The following is a 1,204-nucleotide window of genomic DNA, read 5'->3' as shown; positions in this document are numbered from 1 at the left end:
ATAGCATATCGATATCAAGTTCAACTGGCTTAAGTTCTTGCCCATAACTCAACCGAGACAAGACCGACTCCAAACGCCCAGACTGAGTAAAAAGCAACACGTTGATCGTCCAGTTCGGCTTTTCATGCGCCTCTAAGACTAACGTCCATAACTCCGAAATGAGCGTTTCACTAAGTAAATGAGCATCATCAATAACAATCGCAATATCGCAAGGCTCACCTTCGAGAATACGCTCTAGACTGTCGAGTAAAGGCTCTTGTTGATTAAACAATGCATCGGAAACCAGCTGACTCAAGATGAGGACGCGACGCTGCACGTCATCTTGGGTCGCATGGCAAAGTAACAAACATTGATTTTTGTTACTCGCACCCAGCTCAAGGTATCGTTGCGCCAGCCAAGATTTTCCATACCCATCAGGGCCATTGATCGCAATAAGGTTGGATCCAAAGTTGGTCAACAACTCCAATCTATCCAATAACTCGGTTTGAGAATCTAATTCCAGAACGTGAGCAAAACTCATCTAATAACCTTCTTAAACAACAAGAATGACGCCAGATGGCGTCATTACAAGGTTAAATATTGCGACCGAAATCAATAGCCTGCTGAATCACTTCTTGTGAAGTATCGGCTATCACTTCCGCACTGCCAATTCCGGTTGGTAGAACTAAGCGCAATTGACCTGACAGCACTTTTTTATCACGCATCATATGCTTGATAAAGTCATCAAAACTCATGCTGTCGGGTGTATGGACTGGCAATTTCGCTCTGCGCAACAATGCCACAATACGCTCAAACTGCTCTTCAGAAATCAGTCCACGCAGAAGTGACGTTTTGGCCGCCATCACCGTACCAGAAGACACCGCCTCACCATGTAACCAATTGCCGTAGCCTAATTCAGCTTCTATCGCATGACCGAAAGTGTGACCCAAATTGAGCAACGCACGAATTCCAGACTCTTTTTCGTCTTGTGCAACCACTTCAGCTTTAATTTGGCAGCAACGTGCAATGGCATAGGTAAGCGCGTCTTCATCCAACGTGTACAAACGGTCTAAATTTTCTTCCAGCCAATCAAAGAATGCACCATCATAAATAATGCCGTATTTGATCACTTCAGCTATACCAGCAGCAAATTCAAGCTCAGGTAGCGTCGATAAACAGTTGGTATCGATGATCACTGCTTTCGGTTGGTAAATTGCACCAATCA

The 1,204-nt window shown here is 44.5% G+C and carries 2 protein-coding genes; both read right to left on the bottom strand.

Going from position 1 to position 1,204, the window contains the following annotated elements; genetic code table 11:
- The coding region (locus R8N46_RS24965) for an ATP-binding protein (RefSeq protein WP_318189743.1) at nt 1–520 on the bottom strand (520 nt) is incomplete at its 3' end.
- Between the two features lie 52 nt (nt 521–572).
- Nucleotides 573–1,204, bottom strand: a 632-nt coding sequence (locus R8N46_RS24960) for a 3-dehydroquinate synthase family protein (protein WP_412079897.1), incomplete at its 5' end; no start/stop codon positions are given.

This window comes from Vibrio sp. 1874 (genome assembly GCF_033344395.1).
GTDB classification, from domain to species: domain Bacteria; phylum Pseudomonadota; class Gammaproteobacteria; order Enterobacterales; family Vibrionaceae; genus Vibrio; species Vibrio alginolyticus.
This window is presented reverse-complemented; position numbering and strand designations above follow the sequence as displayed.